This is a genomic window from Micromonospora sp. MH99 (assembly GCF_021442385.1).
Classification (GTDB): Bacteria; Actinomycetota; Actinomycetes; order Mycobacteriales; family Micromonosporaceae; genus Micromonospora.
The window spans coordinates 34,043-52,676 of record NZ_MUZA01000028.1 but is presented as its reverse complement, the minus strand read 5'-3'; the positions used below and the strand labels follow the sequence as shown (position 1 = coordinate 52,676).

General features: G+C 73.1%; 13 protein-coding genes. 3 read left to right on the top strand and 10 right to left on the bottom strand.

Annotation, left to right across the window (positions count from 1 at the left end):
- Positions 1 to 9: 9 nt before the first annotated feature.
- On the bottom strand, positions 10 to 591 hold the full coding sequence (locus tag B0E54_RS16840) for a YceI family protein (RefSeq protein WP_234584490.1): 582 nt from the start codon (positions 589 to 591) through the stop codon (positions 10 to 12).
- A gap of 99 nt (positions 592 to 690) precedes the next feature.
- Between B0E54_RS16840 and B0E54_RS16835 the strand changes: the two genes are divergently transcribed.
- Positions 691 to 1,197 (top strand): MarR family winged helix-turn-helix transcriptional regulator, encoded by a 507-nt coding sequence (locus tag B0E54_RS16835; RefSeq protein ID WP_234584489.1) that lies wholly within the window; start codon positions 691 to 693, stop codon positions 1,195 to 1,197.
- Between the two features lie 448 nt (positions 1,198 to 1,645).
- On the opposite strand, the gene B0E54_RS16830 is transcribed toward B0E54_RS16835, so the two are convergent.
- From B0E54_RS16830 to B0E54_RS16820, 3 genes are all read right to left on the bottom strand, one after another.
- The gene (locus B0E54_RS16830; protein WP_234584488.1) at positions 1,646 to 4,336 is read right to left on the bottom strand and encodes a helix-turn-helix domain-containing protein; all 2,691 of its coding nucleotides are present in this window, start codon (positions 4,334 to 4,336) and stop codon (positions 1,646 to 1,648) included.
- A gap of 146 nt (positions 4,337 to 4,482) precedes the next feature.
- Positions 4,483 to 5,631 (bottom strand): acyl-CoA dehydrogenase family protein, encoded by a 1,149-nt coding sequence (locus B0E54_RS16825; RefSeq protein ID WP_234584487.1) that lies wholly within the window; start codon positions 5,629 to 5,631, stop codon positions 4,483 to 4,485.
- A gap of 77 nt (positions 5,632 to 5,708) precedes the next feature.
- On the bottom strand, positions 5,709 to 7,241 hold the full coding sequence (locus tag B0E54_RS16820) for an acyl-CoA carboxylase subunit beta (RefSeq protein WP_234584486.1): 1,533 nt from the start codon (positions 7,239 to 7,241) through the stop codon (positions 5,709 to 5,711).
- Positions 7,242 to 7,403: 162 nt separating this feature from the next.
- Between B0E54_RS16820 and B0E54_RS16815 the strand changes: the two genes are divergently transcribed.
- Positions 7,404 to 7,976, top strand: coding sequence for a snapalysin family zinc-dependent metalloprotease (locus tag B0E54_RS16815; RefSeq protein ID WP_234584485.1), 573 nt, complete (start codon positions 7,404 to 7,406; stop codon positions 7,974 to 7,976).
- 54 nt (positions 7,977 to 8,030) lie between these two features.
- Here the strand turns inward: B0E54_RS16815 and B0E54_RS16810 are convergent, their stop codons facing one another.
- The 5 genes from B0E54_RS16810 to B0E54_RS16790 form a co-directional block, all read right to left on the bottom strand.
- Positions 8,031 to 8,951 carry a hydroxymethylglutaryl-CoA lyase gene (locus tag B0E54_RS16810; protein ID WP_234584484.1) on the bottom strand — a complete coding sequence of 307 codons (921 nt, stop codon included), beginning with the start codon at positions 8,949 to 8,951 and terminating at the stop codon, positions 8,031 to 8,033.
- 205 nt (positions 8,952 to 9,156) lie between these two features.
- Complete coding sequence (locus B0E54_RS16805; protein WP_234584483.1) at positions 9,157 to 10,494, bottom strand: acetyl/propionyl/methylcrotonyl-CoA carboxylase subunit alpha; 1,338 nt, start codon at positions 10,492 to 10,494, stop codon at positions 9,157 to 9,159.
- A gap of 119 nt (positions 10,495 to 10,613) precedes the next feature.
- Positions 10,614 to 11,213 (bottom strand): TetR/AcrR family transcriptional regulator, encoded by a 600-nt coding sequence (locus B0E54_RS16800; RefSeq protein ID WP_007454080.1) that lies wholly within the window; start codon positions 11,211 to 11,213, stop codon positions 10,614 to 10,616.
- A gap of 115 nt (positions 11,214 to 11,328) precedes the next feature.
- Positions 11,329 to 14,214, bottom strand: coding sequence for a hypothetical protein (locus B0E54_RS16795; protein WP_234584482.1), 2,886 nt, complete (start codon positions 14,212 to 14,214; stop codon positions 11,329 to 11,331).
- 2 nt (positions 14,215 to 14,216) lie between these two features.
- Positions 14,217 to 16,004, bottom strand: coding sequence for an HSP90 family protein (locus tag B0E54_RS16790; RefSeq protein WP_234584481.1), 1,788 nt, complete (start codon positions 16,002 to 16,004; stop codon positions 14,217 to 14,219).
- Positions 16,005 to 16,125: 121 nt separating this feature from the next.
- Here B0E54_RS16790 and B0E54_RS16785 point away from each other — a divergent pair, with 121 nt between their 5' ends.
- Positions 16,126 to 17,382, top strand: a complete 1,257-nt coding sequence (locus tag B0E54_RS16785; RefSeq protein WP_234584480.1) for an MFS transporter — start codon at positions 16,126 to 16,128, stop codon at positions 17,380 to 17,382.
- 17 nt (positions 17,383 to 17,399) lie between these two features.
- Here B0E54_RS16785 and B0E54_RS16780 read toward each other — a convergent pair whose 3' ends face one another.
- Positions 17,400 to 18,557, bottom strand: a complete 1,158-nt coding sequence (locus B0E54_RS16780) for an FAD-dependent oxidoreductase (RefSeq protein WP_234584479.1) — start codon at positions 18,555 to 18,557, stop codon at positions 17,400 to 17,402.
- Positions 18,558 to 18,634: the final 77 nt, after the last annotated feature.

Here is an 18,634-nt window from a genome sequence, read left to right as displayed (position 1 = left end):
TCCGTGGGATCAGGCCTGACGGACGGCCTCGCCCTCGATCTCGATCTTGATCTTCTTGCCGACCAGCACGCCACCGGTCTCCAGGGTGACGTTCCAGGTCAGGCCGAACTCCTCGCGGTCGATCTCGGTGCTCGCGGAGAAGCCGAAGATGTCCTGGCCGAACGGGCTGCGGCCCACGCCCTCGAACTCGACCTCCAGCTCCACCGGACGGGTGACGTCCTTGATGGTCAGGTCACCGGTGAGCACGAACTCGTTGCCGCGGCGGGACTTGACGCCGGTGCTGCGGAACTCCAGGGTCGGGTACTTCTCGACGTCCAGGAACTCGGGGCTGCGCAGGTGCGCGTCCCGGTCGCCCTGGGTCGTGTCGATGCTGGCACCCTGGATGGTGGCGACGACCGAGGACTGCAGCGGGTCCTCGGCAACGGTGATGGTGGCGGTCGCCTCGTTGAACTCACCGCGGACCTTGCTCACCATCATGTGCCGGGCGACGAAGCCGACCCGCTTGTGCGCCGCGTCCAGCACGTAGGTGCCGGCCGTCGGGATGGTGAGGCCGTCCCAGTCGCGGGTAACCGCATCGGTGCTGCTGGTCATGCTGCTGTCCTCCAGGAGATTGTTTAGTAGCCCAACGACTGCTTGAGCAAATATAACCGCAACAACATTCCCTCTGTCAAGTACTGGTAGGGTTAACGAGTGACCAACGTGTTCGACGACCCCCGGATCACCGCGGTTGGCCTCCTCTACGAGGTCCACGCCGGGCTCTCGGCCCGCTTCGCCGCCCAACTAGAGGAGCACGACCTCTCCGTGGTCGAGTTCGAGGTGATCACCCGACTGGCCCGCTCGCCGGGCAACCAGTTGCGGATGACCGACCTCGCCGCGCAGACGTCGCTGTCCACCAGCGGGGTGACCCGCGTGGTGGACCGGATGGAACGCGACGGGCTGCTCACCCGCCGAGCCTGCCCGAACGATCGCCGCAGTTCGTACGCGGTGGTCACCGCGTCCGGCATGCAGCGGCTCGACGAGACACTGCCCGGCCATCTGCGGATCATCGAGCAGTGGTTCACCGGCCAGCTCGACCCCGAGGCGCTGGCGGCACTGCTCGACGGCCTGCGCCGCGTGCGGGACGCCGTCCATCCCGGTGCCACCGCCGGCAGCACCGATCAGGACATGGCCGCCGCGGACGACAGCGACCCGGCCTGACCGCCGACGCCCGGGCCTGGCGCATCGTGGCGACCCGGCCTGCCCGGCGGCGTTCATCCGGTTGTTGTCCGCGGCGCCGAACCTCGCCGTCTGGCGGTGGTCGAGCCGCGATGTCGGCAGCTCCGAGCTGTCGGCGGTGGCCGAGCCGCGATGTCGGCGGTGCCGAGCCGCGTTGCCTGCGACGGTGGAGCCCGGTCGGGGCGACGTCCGGGCGATCGGCGGCGGGTACGGCGACGGCCGGGAGCACCGGCAGAAAGACCGGCAGAACTGACGTTGCAGACGGGACAAACTTCCTGAAGAGCACCTTCTGCCCCGGCAGCGGTGGCAGGCTTTCGTCCACCGGGGAATCACCGGGGGGTGACGGCGCGGGCGAACAGCGAGGGGTAGCACCAAGGGGGCTCTTCGCTCGCGCCACTCTCCGTCGGGCCGGCCGCCGACGGGTGCCGCACTAGCGCTCGGCGGACCCGCCCCGCGCGGCCATCAGCGCATAGAGCAGCCCGGACTCCTGCGGCAGCAGTCGGATGCCGCTCTCCTCGCAGACCCGGTCGAGACGATCGAGGACAGCCGGGTCCGCGGTGCTCGCGGCGAGGCCCACCAGCGCCTCCACCACGTCCCGCCGATCGTGACCGGCCTCGACAGCTGCGGTGAACCACTCCGCCGCCAGTTCCCGGTCGCCCCGGTGCAGTGCCAGGTTGCCCTCGATCAACGCACAGATTCCCGCCTCCGGGCCGCCCCAGGACAACACGGTGTCGTCCGAGCGCGGTCGCGGGAGGCCGATCCGCTCCACCCACTGCTGACCCGGTACGACAACCGTCGCCTCGGCGGCCCCCGCGCGCAGCTCCGTGAGCACCTCGGTCGCGTCCACGGCACGCCCGTCCTGCGCGAGCGCCAGGCCGACAGTCCCGAGCACCCGCCGTCGATGCCCCGGGTCACCCAACTCGAACAGTGCCGCCGCCGCGCGCCGGCCCTGGTCGACGGCGTCGGCGTACCGGCCCTCCAGGCGGGCCACCTCGGCCCGGTTGGCCCAGGCCAGCACCCGCAACCGCTGCTCACCACCCTCGGCGGCGAGCCGGTCCACGGCAGCCAGCCGACGACGTGCCGCGCCCAGGTCACCGATCCGGATCTCGTGCCAGGCGAGGCTGTTCTGCGCCACCGCCAGGTCCCGGGTCCGCCCGTTGCGGGCGGCGAGCCGGAGCACCGCCTCGGCCTGCTCCCGGGCCTCGGCGTGCTGCCCGACGGTGGTGAGCAGCGCGCCGAGAACGCTGCGCGCCTCCAGCTCGCCGGTCACGTCGCCGGCCTGTCGGAACGTCTCCAACGCGGCCCGCGCCGTCGGCAACTCGTCGGCCTCGGCACCGTGCTCGGCAGCGAGCCGGGCCACCCCGAGGCTGGCCCAGCCGCGCAGGATCGGGTCCGCGTCAGCGGTTCGCGGGTCGGCCAGCAACCGCCGCAGCCACTGCCGTCCGGCGACATCGCGCCCCCGGAAGCGCCACCAGCGGGGCAGGCAGGCCGCCAGGCGGAGCGCGGTCAGCGGGTCGTCGCTGGCGGCGTGGGCCAGGGCCGTACTGATGTCGCTGCTCACCTCGTCGAGCCGGTGCACCGCGTCGAGCATCCGGGGGCCGGCCAGCTCGGACGCCGTCCGCGCCACGAGGCGGGCGACCACCTCCGCATGCCGACGTCGTACGCAGGCCAGCTCACCACCACCCACGGCCTGCTCGATGGCGAAGTCACGGACCGCGTCGAGCAGGCGGAACCGGAACGGCCCGGTGCCGCGAACGCTCAGCAGGCCGAGCTCGACGAGGCGGTCCAGCAGTGGGACCGGATCGATGGCGACGGTGCCGTCCCGGTCGGCCTCGTCGACGAGCATCTCCTCGGCCAGCTCCACCGACCAACGGTTGCCGAACATGGCGAGCCGCCGCAGCGCGTCGCGCTCATCCGGCGCGAGCAGCCGGTAGCTGGTCGCCACCGCGTCCCGCAGGGTCACCGCCACCGCCGCCCGGGTCGCATCGGTGGCATACGGACGGCGGGTGGCCGCCTCCGGCCCGTCCCAGCTGGTACGGGCCGCCGGGTCGGCCGAGGTGGTCAGATCGAGCACGCGGTCGCCGTACCGGTCGAGCAGTTCGGTGAGGTCGAGCAGCCGGCCCCGGGCGGCCATCAGCTCGATGGCCAGCGGGAGGCCGCCCAGCCGACGGACCAGGGCGGCCAACGCCGGCAGCTCGTCGGGAGTCGGCGGCTCCCGACGGACCTGGGCGAGTCGCGCGGTGAACAGGGCGACCGCCGGCCACGAGCCGAGCGTGGCCGGCCCGGAGTGCTCGGCGTCCGGCGGCGGCACCTCGAGCGGCGCGACAGGCCACACCCGTTCGCCGGGCAGCCCGACCGGGTGCCGTCCGGTGACCAGCACCCGCAACGACGGCAGCACGACGCCCAGCCGGTGCAGCGTCTCGGCCACCGGGCCGGGAGCGCGCTCGACCGCGTCCATGACCAGCAGCGCCGGCCGGCCGGCGAGCCGGGCGACGAGTTCCGGCAGCCGGGCCGCGCCGAGGACGGTCATCGTGGCGGCGAGCACGTCCGGTCCGTCCGAGCCGTCGCCGACCAGCACGCCGGCCACACCGCCCGGATGGGCGCGGGCCGCTGCGTGGGCAACGGCGAGCGCGAGCGCGGTCTTGCCGACCCCGGCCAGCCCGACCAGGCTCACCAGTCGGGGGCCGCGTTCCGCGGTCAGCATTCCGGCCAGCTCGGTGACGTCGCGGTCGCGGCCGATCAGGGCCACAGGTGGTGGGAGGGCCACCGCAGCGCCGGCCCGGGCGGCTCCGGCTGTCGACGTGCCACCGGCACCAACCCCGGGCGTGCCCGAGATGACGTCCGGCCGGGGTTCACCGCCGGCAGCGCCACGGGCCGTGGCCAGGAACGCCGCGCGGGTCCCGCCGGCCAGCTCCAACGCCGTGGCCAGCAACTCGACGGTGGTGCGCTGCGGCCGGACCGATCGGCCGCGCTCCAGGTCCCGCACCGTCCGCACGCCGACCCCGGCGCGGGACGCCAGCTCCGCCTGCGTCAGGCCGGCCGCGCGCCGGTGCGCACGGAGCAGCTCCGGCAGCCTGGTACGACCGGCCGGGCTCCGCGACCGATCATGCTCCGGAGTCATGGCCACGAAGAGTACGGATCGACTCCGACCATCGGCAGTCGAACGTCGGTCTGCCGACGTCCGCTCGCCGAAATCCGACAGCCGAACGGCTGGCCGGCCCACGACGGCAGGCCGACGTCAGCCAGCAGGCCGGTGCCGGGCCGGGCTCAGAGACCCAGGTCGCGCGCGATGATCATCCGCTGAACCTCGCTCGTGCCCTCACCGATCTCCAGGATCTTGGAGTCCCGCCAGAACCGGGCGACCGGGTACTCGTTCATGAAGCCGTAGCCGCCGTGGATCTGGGTGGCCTCGCGGGCGTTGTCCACAGCGATGGTGCTGGCGTGCAGCTTCGCGATGGCGGCCTGCCGCTTGAACGGCTCGCCGGCCAGCATCCGGGCGGCGGCGTCGTAGTAGGCCAGCCGGGCGGTGTGCGCCTTCAGCTCCATGTCGGCGATCTTGAACTGGATGGCCTGGTTGGCGCCGATCGGGCGGCCGAACGCCTGCCGCTCCTGCGCGTACTTGATCGACTCGTCGACGCAGCCCTGGGCGAGGCCGACGGCCAGCGCGGCGATCGCGATCCGGCCCTCGTCGAGGATCCGCAGGAACTGGGCGAACCCTCGGCCACGCGCGCCGAGGAGGTTGGCGGCGGGCACCCGACAGTCGTCGAAGGTCAACTCGTGGGTGTCGGAGGCGGTCCACCCGACCTTGGAGTAACCCGGGGCCACAGTGAATCCAGGCGTGCCGGTGGGCACGATGATCGTCGACAGCTCCTTGGAGCCGTCCGCGTTCGTGCCGGTCACGGCGGTGACGGTGACCAGGGCCGTGATGTCGGTCCCCGAGTTGGTGATGAACGCCTTCGACCCGTTGATCACCCACTCGTCGCCGTCCAGCACGGCGCGCGTCTGGGTGCCTGCGGCGTCGGAGCCGGTGCCCGGCTCGGTGAGCCCGAAGCCCGCCAGCGCCTCGCCGCTGAGCAGCTTCGGCAGCCAGGTGGCCTTCTGCTCGTCGGTGCCGAAGCGGTAGATCGGCATCGCGCCGAGCGAGACCGCCGCCTCCAGCGTGATGGCGACGCTGGAGTCGACCCGGGCCAGCTCCTCCAGGACCAGACACAGCGCGAAGTAGTCGCCGCCCATCCCGCCGTGCTCCTCGGCGAAGGGCAGGCCGAACAGGCCCATCTTGCCCATCTGCCGGATCACCTCGTACGGGAAGGTGTGCTGCTCGTAGTGCTCGGCGATGACCGGGGCGACCACCTCGCGGGCGAAGTCCCGCACGCTCTCCCGCAGCGCCGTTTGTTCGTCGGTGAGCCGGAAGTCCATCTCATCCTCCTGTGGGGACGGCCGCCCCGGCGCTCGTGACGCCGCAGGGCGGATCGCTGTGGGGGGTGGGGCGGGGGTCAGACCGGGGTGACGCCGTGTCGACGCCGGGAGAAGTGCCGGTCCTTCGTACGCGCGGCGGCGAAACGACGGACCAGCTCGCCACGCAGGTCGTGCGGCTCGACGATGGCGTCCACCACCAGCTCGCTGGCGAGCCGGACGACGTCGATGTCCTGCTCGTACTCGGCCCGCTTGGCGGCCACGAAGGCGGCCCGCTCGTCCGCGTCCCCGATCGCCGCGATCTTGTTGGCGTAGACGGCGTTCACGGCGGCCTCGGCGCCCATCACCGCGATCTTCGCGGTCGGCAGCGCGATCGTCGCGTCCGGCTCGAAGCCGGGGCCGGCCATCGCATAGAGCCCAGCGCCGTACGCCTTGCGGACCACCACGCAGATCTTCGGGACCGTCGCCTCGGAGATCGCGGTGATCATCTTGGCGCCGTGCCGGATGATGCCCTGCTTCTCCACGGCGCTGCCGACCATGAAACCGGGTACGTCGCTGAGGAAGAGCAGCGGCACGTTGAACGCGTCGCAGAGCTGCACGAACCGGGTCGCCTTGTCGGCCGAGTCGACGAAGAGCACGCCGCCCTTGAACATCGAGTTGTTGCCGAGCACGCCGACGACCTGGCCGTCGAGGCGGCCGAACCCGATGGTCAGCTCCTTGGCCCACAGCGCCTGGATCTCGAAGAAGGAACCCTCGTCGAGCACGCCCTTGACGTACCGCCGCATGTCGAACGCCTGCCGCTCGCTGGCCGGCACGAGCGCGGCCAGGTCGGCCTTCGCGGGCGCGGCGACGGCCGGCGCGGCCGGCGGCGCCTGGGTCCAGTTCGCCGGCAGGTACGACAGGTAGGTCTTCACCACGTCGAGCGCGTCGGCCTCGGTCTTGCAGAGGAAGTGCCCGACGCCGGACTCGGCGGTGTGCACCTTGGCCCCACCCATCGCTTCCAGGGTGGTCTTCTCTCCGGTGACCATCTCGACCATGCGGTCGGAGCCGAGGTACATGCTGGCGTTGCCGTCGACCATTGCCACCACGTCGCAGAACGCCGGAATGTACGCCCCCCCGGCGGCGCTCGGCCCGAACAGCGCGCAGACCTGCGGGATCGAGCCGGAGGCGCGGACCTGGTTCCAGAAGATCTTGCCGGCGCCGCGTCGGCCGGGGAAGAGGTCGACCTGGTCGGTGATCCGGGCGCCGGCGGAGTCGACCAGGTAGACCATCGGCACGCCGGCGCCGTACGCCCGCTCGATGATCCGGATGATCTTCTCGACGGTCCGCGCGCCCCAGCTGCCGGCCTTGACTGTGGAGTCGTTGGCCATCAGGCAGACCTGTCGACCGTCGATCGTCGCGGTGCCGGTGACCACTCCGTCGGCGGGGAGCCCGTCGGCGAGCGCATTCGCGTAGAGGCCGTCCTCGACGAACGAACCCTCGTCGACCAGCAGCGCGACGCGTTCGCGGGCGAAGAGCTTGCCCTTGGCCTCGTTGGCCGCGTGGTACTTGTCCGCGCCGCCGGACCGGGCCCGCTTGCGCAGTTGCTCCAGCGCCTCACCGTCGAGCGTCACGCCGACTCCCTCGCCCGTGTTGACCTGAACGATCGTTAGGCTATCGCATTCGCGCATCTCCCGGCGACCCGCTGACCGAGCGACGCTTCTTCGAACGAAACATTGAAATCTATTAATCTCTGTGGATAGGCTCCTGGCACCCCTCTCGGATAGGAGTCAGCGATGACCTCACGACTCGGTCGGCTCGCTGTCGCGTTTGTCGCGACGGCAGTTGCCACCCTCGGCATCACGGTCGCCAACCCCGCGCCCGCGTCCGCCGCGATGACCATCTGCTACAACACCAGCCAGGCGGGCGCCTACGCCGGCACTGCCAGCCAGGCTGCCTCGATCTGGAACAACGCCACCACGAACCTGACGCTCTCCGCGAACTGCGGCTCCAACCTGCGGATCTACCAGATCACCGGCGGCGGCTCCTACGCCGTGCGGACCAGCCTCGGCAACGGCCGGGTCTACATCGACACCCAGCAGGCGGCGCAGTACAGCCCGCTGCGGATCATGACCCACGAGATCGGGCACATCCTCGGCCTGCCGGACAACTACAACGGCAACTGCGCGATCCTGATGTCCGGCGGCAGCGCCGGCACCAGCTGCACCAACCCGTACCCGAGCACCACCGAGGCGAACCGGGTGAGCAGCCTCTTCGCCGGCACCCTGAGCGCCACCGAGCGCAGCGCCGGCCGCAGCGCGGACGTCTTCCGCGGCAGCTGGCCGAGCGTGCTCACCCCGGTGAGCTGACCGACCTGGCACAGCGAAGGGGCCGGCGTTTTCGCCGGCCCCTTCGTCGCGTCCTCAGCCCGGCATCGGCGTCAGCCGGGTACGCGGCCCGGCCCGCAGCACACCGGACGGGAGCTTCTTGCCGAGCAGCTCCTCGGCCAGCTCGGCCACCTCGATCAGGGCCGCCAGGTCGATGCCGGTGTCGATGCCCATGTCGTGGAGCATGTGCACGGCCTCCTCGGTGGCGAGGTTGCCGCTGGCCCCCGGGGCGTACGGGCAGCCGCCCAGGCCGCCGACGCTGGCGTCGAACTCGGTCACCCCCAGCTCCAGCGCGGTCAGCAGGTTGGCCAGCGCCGTACCCCGGGTGTTGTGGAAGTGCAGCAGCACCGGCACGTGCGCGTTGCGGTCGCGTACCGCGGTCAGCAGCTCACGGACCCGACGCGGAGTGGCCATGCCGGTCGTGTCGCCGAACGCCACCCGGTCCGCGCCGTCGCGGACCACGCGGTCGACGATGCCGGCGACCCGCCGCGGGTCGATGTCCCCCTCGTACGGGCAGCCGAAGCTGGTCGCCACGATCACCTCGACCCGTGCGGACGCCCCGTGCAGGAGGTCGATCAGCTCGGCGATGTCGTCCAACGACTCGTCGGTCGAGCGGTTGACGTTGCGCCGGTTGTGCGTGTCGCTGGCCGACACCACCACCTCGATCTCGGTGAACCCGGCGGCCAGGGCCCGCTGCGCGCCCCGGGTGTTCGGCACCAGCGCCGAGTAGCGCACCCCGTCGGCCTTCGTGGCCCGCCGCCACACCTCGTCGGCGTCGGCCATCTGCGGGATCGCCTTCGGGTGCACGAACGACACCGCCTCGATCCGGCGTACGCCGGTGCCGGAGAGCGCGTCGAGCAGTCGCACCTTGGCGTCGGCCGGGATCGGCTCCTCGTTCTGCAGCCCGTCCCGCGGCCCGACCTCACGAATCGAGACGGAATCTGGCAACTGGCTCATTCGGTCACCTCGCTGTGACGTCGGATCGGTACGGAGGGTCGGGGTGCCACGCGCGTCCTTTGCACTGCTTCAACTGACGCAACACCGAGCGTCCGGTATCCGGACATCCCCTGTTGCCTCCAGGTAAGCAGAGCAAAGGACGCGGATGCCAGTGCCGCCGCGCCACCGGAGGACGACAGCGCGACGGCCGGCGACCGGCGAGGGCTCAGCGCATCCGGGAGACGATCGCCGTGTCGTAGGCGCCGGAGAGGAACTCGTCGTTCTCCAGCAACTCGGCGAAGAAGGGCAGGTTGTTCTTCGGGCCGACGATCTGGAACCCGGCGACAGCGTCCCGCGCGCGGGCGATCACCTCGTCACGACTGGCACCACTGATGATCAGCTTGGCCAGCAGGCTGTCGTAGAACGGGGTGACGGTGTTGCCCTCGGTGTAGCCGGAGTCCACCCGGATGCCCTCGCCGGTGGGCTCCACCCAGGTCGTGACCTTGCCGGGGCCGGGCAGGAAACGCTTCGGGTCCTCGGCGTTGATCCGCAGCTCGATGGCGTGCCCACTCGGCGCGAGCGCGTCCGGGTCGAACGTCGGCGCCAGGCCGGCAGCCACCCGCAGCTGCTCCTCCACCAGATCGACGCCGTAGACGTACTCGGTCACCGGGTGCTCCACCTGAAGCCGCGTGTTCATCTCCAGGAAGAAGAACTCACCGGTGCTCGGATCGAGCAGACACTCGACTGTGCCGGCGTTGCGGTAGTTCACCGCCTCACCGGCCCGCACGGCCGCCGCCAGCAGGCGTGCGCGCAGCTCCGGCGAGACCGCCGGGGACGGCGACTCCTCGACCAGCTTCTGGTTGCGCCGCTGCACCGAGCACTCCCGCTCGCCGAGCGCCACCACCCGACCGTCGGCCAGGCCGAGGATCTGCACCTCGACGTGGCGCACCCGGGGGAAGTACCGCTCGATCAACACCGAACCGTCGCCGAACATCCGCTCGGCGAACGCGCGCACCTTGTCGTACTCGGTGCGCAGCGCGGCCTCGTCGACGGCCACGCCCATGCCCATGCCCCCGCCGCCGGCTGCCGCCTTGACCATCACCGGGTAGCCGATCTCGGCGGCGGCCGTCACCGCCGCGTCCAGGTCGGCGGCCGGGTCGGTGGTGCCGGGCGCGACCGGGACGCCGGCCGCAGCCATCAGGTTCCGAGCATTGATCTTGTCGCCCATCGCGGTGATCGCGTCCGCGCCGGGCCCGACCCAGATCAGGCCGCTCGCCTCGACGGTACGGGCGAACTCGGCGTTCTCCGACAGGAAGCCGTAGCCGGGGTGGATGGCCTGCGCGCCCGTCGACTTCGCGGCGGCGAGGATCGCCTCGACGTTGCGGTAGCTCTGGGCCGGGTTCGGCGGGCCGATGAGGACTGCCTCGTCCGCCTCGGCGACGAAGGGCAGGTCGGCGTCGGCCTCCGAGTACACCGCGATCGCGCGGATGCCGAGCCGCTTGGCGGTCCGGATGACCCGGCGGGCGATCTCGCCCCGATTGGCGACCAGCAGTGACTCGATCATGTTTCCTCCCGGCGTCCGGATGTTGGGACGATGCCAGGGAACCACGACCGGCCCACTCCTGACGAGCCGGGGCTCAGACGGGCAGCGCGGCGGGGCTCAGAGCCGCAGCGCGGTCGGGCTCAGGCGAGCAGCGCGGCCAGGGTCGCGCCGCGCAGCAGCTCGGCGCGACGCCGTCGGTCCACCTCGCCGCCCAGGAACGGGGTCGAGTTCATCAGGCCGAACGCGGCGTGCGCCAACACCCGCGCCTCACCGTCGGGCATGCCCGGGTGCAGCGCGGTCAGCACCGTCACCCACTCCTCGACGTACATCCGCTGGAGGCGGCGGATCCGTCGTCGCGGCTCCTCCGGCAGACGGTCCAGTTCGTGCAGGTGCAGCGCGATCACCGCCGGGTTGGCCAGCGCGAACTCGACGTGGAAGTCGATCAGCGACTCCAGCACACCGCGCGGGTCGTCCGGATGCCCGGCGGCGCGTTCCCGGCCGCCGGCCAACAACCCCTCGCTCACCGGGATCAGCGCGGCGGCAAGCATCGCCTCCTTGCCGGCGAAGTGGTGGTAGAGCGCCGGGCCGGTCACCCCGGCTGCCGCACCGATGTCGTCCATCGACACGCCGTGATAGCCACGGGCGGCGAACAGACCGACCGCGATCTCCAGGATCTCGTCCTTGCGGGACCGGCGCCGGCCCGCACCCGCCGCACCCCGTGCCTGCTGCTCCACCGTCACCGGGCAAGCGTAGACCGCGAGCTGACCGCGGTGGGGCGGCGGTTACCGGTCGGTTGCGCGCGCCACGCCACCGGCCGGCGCCCGCTCGGGCGGGGCCGACCGGTCGGCGCAGAGGTCACTCGTCCGGGTCGAGGTCGTGCTCCGCGCGCAGCGCGGCGGCGTCCGTGGGTCGGTCCAGCAGGTCCAGGGCGCGGGCCAGCAGCCAGGCCGTCTGGCGGACCGGTCGCGAGCCGGCCGGGAGCCCACCGAGTACGCGGCGCAGCAGCGGCTCCGCCTCGGCCGGCCGGTCCAGGCGCAGCAGCAGCTCACCGACGAGGACCTCGACCTGCGCCGCCTCGCCGAACGCCTCGATCGACCGCAGCCGGTCCGGCACACCCGCGAGCCGGTCCAACGCCTCGTCCGGCCGCCCCTCGCCGACCAGCACCCGCGCACCGGCCTCGGCCGCCATCGCCAGCTCGTAGATCACCGGCGGCTCCGGCTCCGGCTGCCCGGCCACCGCGGCCGCCAACCCGTCCATCACCTCGACGGCACGTACCGCCGCCGGTCGGTCGTCGGACCAGAACCAGGCGTACGCCTCCCGCCGACGGGCACGCAGCTCGTCCAACGGCAGGTCGGCCAGCCGGTACGCCGTGGCGGCGGCGGCGAACCGCTCGGCGGCGACCGCGTCCCGATCGGCGTCGTAGAGGATCCCGCCGGCCTCCTCCAGCACCTGCGCCCGGTGCGGGAGGTTGTCCGGGCCGTCCAGGTTGGTGGACAACTGCTCCAGCAGGGCCAGTGCCGGATCGATCTCGCCGAGCCCGGCGTACACGCCGGCCAGCAGGTGCCGGCAGCGGTCGGCCTCCGCCTGAGCGCCCAGCCGGTCCAGGCCGAGCACCGCCTCCTCGGCGACCTCGGCCGCCTCGGCGAGTCGGCCCACCACCCGGTACGCGTTCGCCAGCTCCCAGCGCAGGAACGCGTCCCCCTCGGCGCCGCGCTCCACGCAGAGCGTCACCGCCTCGACGAAATCGTCCACCGCGTCGGCGGCCCGACCGGCGGAGAGCAGCGCCCGCGCGCGGGCGACCCGCACGGGCAGCTCCGCGTCCGCCGGCGCCACCCGCAGCGCCTCGTCGCAGGCGGCCACCGCGTCGGCCGGGTCGTCGACAGTCCGCGCCCAGGCCAGGCAGGCCGCCGTGAGCAGTTCGCCGATGCCCAGCTCGCGACCGATGCCGCGGGCCTCCTCGGCGGCGGCGCGGGCCTCGTCGACGCGGTCGGACTGCTCCAGCAGGTGCGCCCGGTGCAGCGCCATCCGAGCCGCCAGGTGCCGGTCACCACCCGCGTCGGCAGGTGCCCGGTCCAGCGCCGCCAGGGCGTCCGCCCACCGTTGCTGGTGCAGCAGCGCCAACGCCAGCCGGTCGTGCGCCGCGGCCCGCTGCCGGGCGTCCCCGAGCCGGTCCAGCACCTCGGCGGCCTCCCGGACCAGCGCGAGCCCCTCCTCGGCGTGCTCGTCGGTGCTGGTCAGCAGCACGCCGAGCCGCCCGGCGACCACCTGGGCGGGCACCTCCTCACCCGCCGAGCGGTACAGGTCCAGCGCCTCGCGGTTCAGCTCGACCGCGCCCTCGATGTCGTCCTCGTCGCCGCGCTCGGCGGCCCGCAACGCCAGCCGGTGCGCGACCGTGCGCGCCGGCAGGTCGGCGGTGCCGAACCGCTCGTCGCACGCGGCCAGCGCCGCCCCGAAAGTGGCCCGGTCGTGTCGGCCCCAGCTCTCCTCGGCGAGGGTCAGCAACCCGTCGGCGTCGGCATCGGCGGGCAGGGCGACGGTGACCGCGCCGACCCGCTCCCGGGCAGGTCGGTCGGCGGGCGCGGGCGCGGCAGCACCGGGAGCGACTGTCGGTTCGTCCCCGGTCGGGCGGGCCGGACGGCGGCGGACGCTCGCGGAGAGCGGCAGGTGCTCGCCGCCGGGCCGTACGTCGAGCCGCCGGGCGATCCACTCCGACTGGTGGGTGGTGCCGTTGCGGGTGTCGAAGCGGGCGGCCAGCCCGGTCGCGGTAGCGGCCAACTCGTCGGCAAGCGTGGGCGCGGGCACCTCGGCGGCCGGCCGGCCCTCGGCGGCCCGGCGGTACACCGTCGCCGCACCCGCCTGACGCAGCGCGGCGGCGGCGGTCGCCGCGAAGTGCATGGCGGCGGCCGGCGACGGTGGCCGGTCCAGCCAGTCCAGGTGCCGCTCGACCAGCTCGACCGCCCGCGCCTCGTTGCCGGTCAGCGTGTAGAACTCGATGTGGTCGCCGATGTCCCACAGGTCGGCGAGGTTGCCGCGCAGCTTGCGGTACGCCTCCCGGTGCGCGTCGCGGGCCGACTCACCGCGACCGGTACGCAGGTAGGGCAGAAGGAGCGCCGTGAGGATCGCCTGCGGCTGCTCGGTGCAGGTCAGTCTGCCGGCGAGCACCGGCTCGGCAAGTGCCACGGCCTCGGCGTCCCGCCCGGTGTCGGCGAGGTAGCCCACCTGGCTCGTCGGGTCACAGCCGGCGCAGTCGGACAGCTCGTCGCGGGGCGTGGTCTGCCAGAGCCGGTACCAGTGCGCGGCAGCCTCGGCGTCGCCCACGTGGTCGGCGACCCGGAACCGGTGCTTGTGGACGGTCTGGAGACTGTGCCCGCCGGCGCGGTAACGCCGCTCCATGTCGTCGAGCACCGCGTACGTGCGGTCCAGCGGCACCTCGGGGAACTTCAGCAGGCCGGACACCATGTACTTGAAGTGCCACAGCAACTGGTGCAGGTGGCGCTGGTGGTAGGGCTGCGGGTCGCGGTCGAACTCGGACAGGCACCAGGAGAAGGTCACGAACGACTTCGCCGGCTCACCGCCGTAGACGTACCCGGTGGTGGCCTGCATGCGCGTGACGAAGGCGAGATGCCGGTCGTCGGCGGCGTCGACCCGGCGCAGCAGTTGCTCCAGCGCGGCGATCTGCCCCGCCCCGTACGGCATGTCGGCGATGCCACGCAGCACCCGCCACAGGTCCTCGTCGCTCATTGTCACTCCCGTCCCGGCACGGCCCGGCCGAGCAGGCCGAGGAAGGAATCGTTCAGCAGCGCGGCGTCGGCCGCGCGGATCGGATGGTGGCCGAGCAGCAGCGCCTGCCCGTACAGCGCCTCGATGGCGAGGCCGACCAGCTCCGGGTCGCCAAGCATCGTGACCCGCCGGACCAGCGGGTTGCGGTGGTTGAGCACCAGTTGCGGGCGGTCCGGTGGGGCGGTGGCGGCGAGCGCGTCAAGCACTCCGCCCCACAGCTCGTCGGCGCGGTCGCGGCTGGCGGCGAGCTGGTCGTTGAACGCCGCCGACCGGCTGACCAGGTACAACGCGGGCAGCGAGACCGGGTCGTACGCCCGGATGACCACCTCGCAGCCGGACCGCTCGACGGCCCGCTGCGCGGCGGTGAGGAACTGCCGCAGCGCCAGTTCGACCTGCGGGTCGAGGGCCTCGAACCGGGTGGTGAGGTCGCTCGGCTCCAGCCGTTCGATCAGCACCGACCGGTCCACCGCCGGCAGCCGCTCGATCAGCTCGGTGTCGTACGTGTAGCCGGCGTTCACCACCGCCAGGTCCTGTGCGGCGGCCACCGCGGCGAGTTGGCGGAACTCGTCGAGGCTGGCCGCGTAGCGGACGACCCCGTGGCGTTCCCGGAACTCGGCGAGCGTGAGCGTGCCGACGTTGGTGTCCATCGGCCACCACCTGTCGACGAGCCGCAGCATCTCGTCGTCGTGCAGCGCCAGCGCCTTCACGCCGAGGTGGTGCACCTGGAGGAACTCGGCCAGCCGGTGCGGGTCGTGCCGCGCCAGCCGGACCAGCCAGCCGCGTACCTGGTCGCCGAGCGCTTCCCGGGTCGCGGTCAGGAGGGTGTCCTCGTAGAGAGCTTCGCGGCTGGCGGTCGGGCGCAGCTCGGTCGCGTCGACCACGCAGTGCGCGAAGAACGCCCAGTCCGGCAGCAGGCTGTCGGCGTTCTCGGTGAGCAGCATCCGCTTGAGGTAGACGCGATGCCCGGCCCGGGCCGCCGGGTTCACGGGGGTGGGCAGGATGACTGCGACACCGGTCAACCCCGCCTCCGGCACGGCCAGCGGCAGCACGTCGAACGGCTCCACGCCGAGCGTCTCCCGGGCGTACCTGATCAGCGCCGCGCGGTCGAGCGGCGCCCCCGGCGCGGTCGCCCACGGGGGTTCGCCGGTGGTGGTGACCGTGTCGCCGACCCGGACGGTGACCGGCAGCAGCGAGCCGAAGAGCCGCGCCAGGTCGGTGACGGTCGGGGTGGCGAACCACTGGTCGGCGTCGCGGCGGGGCACCAGCGTGACAGTGGTGCCCGGCTCGACGCGGGCGGCCTCCAGCGGGGCCACGGTCACGGCGTAGCGACCGTCGGCGTACCCGGTCCACCGGACCGTGGGGTTGTCGCCGTGCCGGGTGAGCACCTGGATCTCGTCGGCGACGAGGAAGCAGGAGAGCAGGCCGATGCCGAACTGGCCGAGGAACTCGTGCCGGGAGAAGCCCAGCTCGTCGCGCTTGGAGCTGCGACCGATGGTGGCCAGCAGCTCGTGCACCTGCGCCTCGGTCAGGCCGACGCCGGTGTCGTGCACCCGCAGGGTGCCGTCGCCGGTGATCTCCGGTGGTTCGATGCGGACCAGCGCCGGCGCGTCCGGATCGGTCGTACGCCGGGCGGTGATCGCGTCCACGGCGTTCTGGAGCAGCTCACGGACGTAGACCCGTGGGCTGCCGTAGAGGTGATGGCTGAGCAGGTCGACCACGCCACGCAGGTCGACCTGGAAAGTGTGGTCCACGCCTGAGTTCTCCCCGGTCCCGATGCCGGCGCCCACCGTACCGATGATCACCGGCGGCTCGCGTCCCCCTTTCGCCCGGCGGCTTGACCCTCGACCCGGTCGAGAGGGCACGTTCGGCGGCATGACCTCCTCCGCTCTGGGCCGGGACTTCCGGCTGCTCTGGTCCGCCGCAGTCTCGTCCCGGTTCGGGGACGCGCTGCGTACGCCGGCTCTGGCCCTGCTGGCCGCCACCCTGACCCGGGACCCTCGGATCATCGCGGCGGTCACCGTGGCCGGGCAGCTGCCCCCGCTGCTCTTCGGTCTGCTCGGCGGCGTGTACGCGGACCGCTGGGACCGCCGGCGGACGATGGCCTGCATCGACGGCGTACGCGCGGCGGTGGTGGCGGCGCTGGCCGTGGCGGTCGTCCTGGACCGGGCGGCCGTCGTGACGCTGCTGGCGGCCGCGTTCCTCCTCGCCGCGCTGGGTTCCCTCTTCGACTCGGCCTCGTTCGCGCTGCTGCCCACCGTCGTGTCGCCGGCCGCGCTGCCCCGGGCGAACGGACGGCTCCAGGCGGGGAGTGCGGTGGCCGGCGGTTTCCTCGGTGCGCCGGCCGCCGGTGTCCTCTTCGCCGCAGCTCCCGCCCTGCCGTTCGCTCTGGACGCGGTCACCTTCGCGGTGGCGGCCCTGCTCGTGCTGGCCCTCACTCCGACGTCCGCCGTGGGCACGGGATCGGCTGTCCGGCGCCTGTCGGTGTGGAGCGAGATCGCCGAGGGGGTGCGGTGGCTGCGCGGCGACCGGACACTGTGGCGGGTCACCCTGCTGGCCGCCGCGAGCAACCTGGCTATCAGCGGTCTCATGGCGGTGCTGGTGCTCTACGCGCTGGACGTGCTGCGCGTGCCGCCGGCCGGATACGGACTGTTCGCGGCGGGTGCCGTTCTCGGCGGCGTAGGCGGGGCGCTCGCCGCGGGACGGCTCGCCGCCCGGCTCGGCACGGTGCCCGCGCTGCGGGTGGTGCTCGCCGTGCAGACCGTCGCGCTTGTCGTGTTCGCGCTGGCCCGGCAACCGGTGTCGGGCGGGATCGCCCTGGCCGTCTTCGCCGCCGGCACTGTCGTGTGGAACAGCCTGTCGGCGTCGTACGGGCAGCGGCACGTGCCGGGCGGGCTGCTCGGTCGGGTCAGTGCCGCGCAGCGGATGGTCGGGTTGCTCACCGCACCCGTCGGCGCGGCGCTCGCCGGTCTGGCCGCCGCCGCGTACGGGACGGTGCCGGTGGCGGGCGCCGCGGCCGGCACGTTCGCGCTTGTCACGCTGGTGGCGTGGCGAACGCTGCGGCCGGTCGCCTCGGCACCGCCGGTCCTCGCCCCCACCGACGACAGCACAGCACCCCAGCCGTCGCGCTGAGCAGCACGCCGTCCACGTCAGCCCGCGCCGCGTTCGGCGTGGGACAGCCCGGACAGGCGCAGCGCGATCCGCTGCCGGACCGGGGGTACGGCCCCGAGCAGCCGGAGCAGCGCGTCGCGGGCCGGTCGGCGGGCCGGGGAGGTGGTGGCCAGCCGGGTCAGCCCGGCGGCGAAACTCACCACGTCCTCGGCCATCGGGCGCTGCCGCGCGGTGTAGTCGTCGAGCAGCGTCTCCGGGCCACCGGCGAGCACCTCGGCAAGGGCCGTGCCGAGGGCCACCGCGTCGCAGATGCCGAGGTTCATGCCCTGCCCGCCGGCGGGGCTGTGCACGTGGCCGGCGTCCCCGGCCAGCAGCACCGGCCCGGCCCGGAAGGTGTCGGCGATCCGGTGGTGCACCCGGAACCGGGAACCCCACAGCACCTCGGTCACCCGGTCGGGCCGGCGGGTCGGACCGCGCTCGTCGAGCAGCGCCTGGAGGTACGCCGCGTCCGGCTCGGGCGGTGCCGTCGGCACGGCGGCTACCAGCCGGACCACGCCGCCGGGCAGTGGCGCCCAGACCAGCGGCCCGGGGCGGGCGAGGAACAGCGCGGCCTCGTCGCGGGGCAGCGCGCTGTCGACCCGTACGTCGGCGAGCACGAAGGACTCCTCGTCGCTGGGGCCGGCGAAGCCGATGCCGGCCGCCTGCCGGACGGTGCTGTGCAGGCCGTCCGCGCCGACCACGTACCGGGCGCGCAGGTCGGCGCCGTCGACCCGCGCGAGCACCCCGGCGGCGGTCACGCTCAGGTCGGTCAGCCGGCACGGCCGTCGTATCCGGACGCCGAGGTCGGCCAACTGCCCGACGAGCACGGCCTCGGTGACCGCCTGGGAGATCAGCAGCGCGTAGGGGAACCGGGAGGGCAGCCGGTGGAACGGCACCGACAGCAGCGTCCGGTCCCGGTCGCGGACCGTGAAGCGCGGCGCACGCACCCCCTGGGCCACCAGTGGCGCCGCGACGCCGATCCGGTCCAGCACCTCCAGGGTGTACGCGTGCACGACTGCCGCGCGGGACGTCTGTGGCGGTTCGGCCTGCTGGTCGAGCAGTGTCACGTCGACCCCGCGCCGGGCCAGTGTCAGTGCGGTGGCGAGGCCGGTGGGGCCGGCACCCACCACCAGGACGTCGGTGCTCGTGGGCAGCATGGCCACCTCCGCGACGACTGTTGCCAACGGGTGTTGGCAAACGGTTGTTGGCAACGCTAGGACCACTGTCGTTGTGT